The 2,773-nt window shown below is 73.2% G+C and carries 4 protein-coding genes; all 4 read left to right on the top strand.

Features of this window, described 5'->3' with window-relative positions:
- Nucleotides 1–436, top strand: a 436-nt coding sequence (locus ACSNOG_RS32440; protein ID WP_436756287.1) for a Zn-ribbon domain-containing OB-fold protein, incomplete at its 5' end; no start/stop codon positions are given.
- Nucleotides 433–834: a MaoC family dehydratase gene (locus ACSNOG_RS32435; protein WP_436756286.1), complete on the top strand. Its 402-nt coding sequence runs from the start codon at nt 433–435 to the stop codon at nt 832–834. The genes ACSNOG_RS32440 and ACSNOG_RS32435, both read left to right, overlap by 4 nt.
- Complete coding sequence (locus ACSNOG_RS32430) at nt 831–1,976, top strand: lipid-transfer protein (protein WP_436756285.1); 1,146 nt, start codon at nt 831–833, stop codon at nt 1,974–1,976. Before ACSNOG_RS32435 ends, ACSNOG_RS32430 begins: the two co-directional genes overlap by 4 nt.
- Nucleotides 1,977–2,029: 53 nt before the next feature.
- Nucleotides 2,030–2,773: glycoside hydrolase domain-containing protein (locus ACSNOG_RS32425; protein WP_436756284.1), on the top strand; the 744-nt coding region annotated here is incomplete at its 3' end.

Below are 2,773 nucleotides of genomic sequence, written 5' to 3'. Positions count from 1 at the left end.
CTCCCCCGTAGCGCACCCGGCCCGCCCCCGCCCCGTCGTCAACCGCGACAACGCGCCCTTCTGGGAGGGCGTGGCCGCGCACAAGCTCCTCATCCAGCGCTGCGCCGCGTGCGGCACCCTCCGTTTCCCCTGGCTGCCGGGCTGCGGCCGCTGCGGATCTCCGGAGTGGGGGACGGTCGAGGCCTGCGGCGCCGGGACGGTCCATTCGTACGTGGTGATGCACCACCCGCCGTTCCCGGCGTTCGACCCGCCGTACGCCGTCGCGCTCGTCGAACTGGCCGAAGGCGTACGGATGATCAGCAGCATCACCGGTGTGCCGCACGACCGCGTGCGCATCGGCATGCCCGTCGAGCTGGAATTCATACGAGTGGACGCGGAGTGGGATCTTCCGGTATTTCGCGCCCACGAGGACCGCGCGGGCGGAGCGGACGCATGACGCCCGGCGACGAACTCCCGCCCCTCACCGTCCCCATCACCCGTACGCTCATCATCGCGGGCGCCCTCGCCTCCCGCGACTACCAGGACGTGCATCACGACGCCGAAGCGGCCCGCGCAAAGGGCTCTCCTGACATCTTCATGAACATCCTCACCACGAATGGACTCGTGGGCCGTTACGTCACCGACCATTTCGGCCCGGAAGCCGTCCTTCGCAAGGTTTCGATCCGGCTCGGGGTGCCCAGTCATCCGGGCGACGTCCTGGTGCTGACCGGAAGGATCCTTTCCGTGGACGAGCGCACCGTTGAGATCGAAGTCGTCGGGACGAACCGTCTCGGCCGCCACGTCACCGGCCGGGTCGTCGCCGACCGCCCGCCGCACCCCCGGACCGCGCGATGACCGGCGGCGCGGCCGCCGTCGTCGGGATCGGCGCCACCGCCTTCACCAAGGACTCCGGCCGCAGCGAGCTCGCCCTGGCCGCGGAGGCCGTGCGCGCGGCGCTCGACGACGCCGGGCTCGGCCCCGGCGACGTGGACGGCATGGTTACCTTCACCATGGACACCAGCCCCGAGATCACCGTCGCCCAGGCGGCCGGCATCGGCGAGCTGACGTTCTTCTCCCGTATTCATTACGGCGGCGGCGCCGCCTGCGCCACCGTCCAGCAGGCCGCCCTCGCCGTCACCGCCGGCATCGCCGACGTCGTCGTCTGTTACCGGGCCTTCAACGAGCGCTCCGGCCGCCGCTTCGGCGCCGGGGTGAGGGGGCGCGAGCCCTCGGCCGAGGGCGTGGCGCTCGGCTGGGGGCTGCCGTACGGGCTGCTCACGCCGGCGTCCTGGGCGGCCATGGGCGCCCGCCGCTACCTGCACGTGTACGGCCTGGAGCCCGAGGTCTTCGGGCACGTCGCCGTCACCGACCGGCGCCACGCCGCGACCAACCCGGCCGCGTACTTCCACGGCCGCCCGATCACCCTCGCCGACCACGCCGCCTCCCGCTGGATCGCCGAGCCGCTGCGGCTGCTCGACTGCTGCCAGGAGACGGACGGCGGGCAGGCCCTGGTCGTCACCTCACTGGAGCGGGCCCGCGCGCTGCGCCACCCGCCCGCCGTGGTCGTCGCCGCGGCCCAGGGCGCCGGCCGCGCGCAGGAGCAGATGACCAGCTACTACCGGGACGGCATCGAGGGCCTGCCCGAGATGGGCGTCGTCGCCCGGCAGCTGTGGGCGCGCAGCGGACTGGGGCCCGCGGACGTCGACGTGGCCGTCCTCTACGACCACTTCACGCCGTACGTGCTGATGCAGCTGGAGGAGTTCGGCTTCTGCGGGCCCGGCGAGGGGGCCGCGTTCGTGGCGGCGGAGGCGCTGCCGCTGAACACCCACGGCGGGCAGCTGGGCGAGGCGTACCTGCACGGCATGAACGGCATCGCCGAGGCGGTGCGGCAACTGCGCGGCACCGCCGCGAACCAGGTGCCGCGGGCCTCCCGGGCCCTTGTCACCGCCGGTACCGGAGTTCCCACGTCCGGGCTGCTTCTCGGGGCAGACGGATGAACGGAGGGCGTGTCACGGAACGGCGCCGGTCGGTGGCGCCTTTGACTCCGGGTATGGACCGACGAAGGAAGATCATCGGATATCTCCTCGCCCTGATGGCGGTGGTCGCCCAGTTGATCGCCGCCGAGCCCGCGGGCGCCGACGACCAGGGCGACCCCAGGGACGAGGGGGCATCCGTCTTCAGGGGCTGGGGCCTGGACACCTGCCAGGCCCCGGCGCTCACCACGCTCAGCGCGTGGAAGTCGTCCGACTACCGGGCCGTCGGCGTCTACTTCGCCGGGCGCGCCCGCGCCTGCCCGCGCCAGACCTACCTCAGCGAGCGGTGGCTGGAAGGCGCCGACGACCTGGGCTGGCGGGTCCTGCCGATCTACGTGGGCTCGCAGTCGCCCTGCGTGCGGGCCCACAACAAGCGGGGTTACCTCATCGGCTCCTACCCCTACGACCAGGGCCAGTCCGAGGGCGAGGAGGCCGTCTCGCGGGCGTCCTCGCTGGGCATCGCCTCCCGCAGCCCCCTCTACCTCGACATGGAGGCCTACGACGACAAGGACGGCGACTGCGCCCGCACGACGCTGTCCTTCATCCGCGGCTGGGACGCGGCCGTGCGCGGCGCCGGCTACCTGCCGGGCTTCTACAGCAGCGCCGAGTCCGGGGTGCGGCACATGGACCGGGCCCGCCGCTCGGGCACGACCGGGCTGCCCGACGTGCTCTGGTTCGCCCGCTGGCGGGTCGAGCCCACGACGGACCGCGAGCCGTCGATCGGCCGGTCGGCCTGGCGGCCGCACCGCCGCATCCACCAG

Origin of the sequence: Streptomyces sp. URMC 124 (assembly GCF_051386455.1) — a bacterium.
In the GTDB taxonomy this organism is placed as follows: Bacteria; Actinomycetota; Actinomycetes; order Streptomycetales; family Streptomycetaceae; genus Streptomyces.
This window is presented reverse-complemented; position numbering and strand designations above follow the sequence as displayed.

Coding starts and splice junctions, on each gene's coding strand:
- ACSNOG_RS32430 (WP_436756285.1), top strand. CDS start 831: ATGACCGGCGGCGCGGCCGCCGTCGTCGGGATCGGCGCCACCGCCTTC.
- ACSNOG_RS32435 (WP_436756286.1), top strand. CDS start 433: ATGACGCCCGGCGACGAACTCCCGCCCCTCACCGTCCCCATCACCCGT.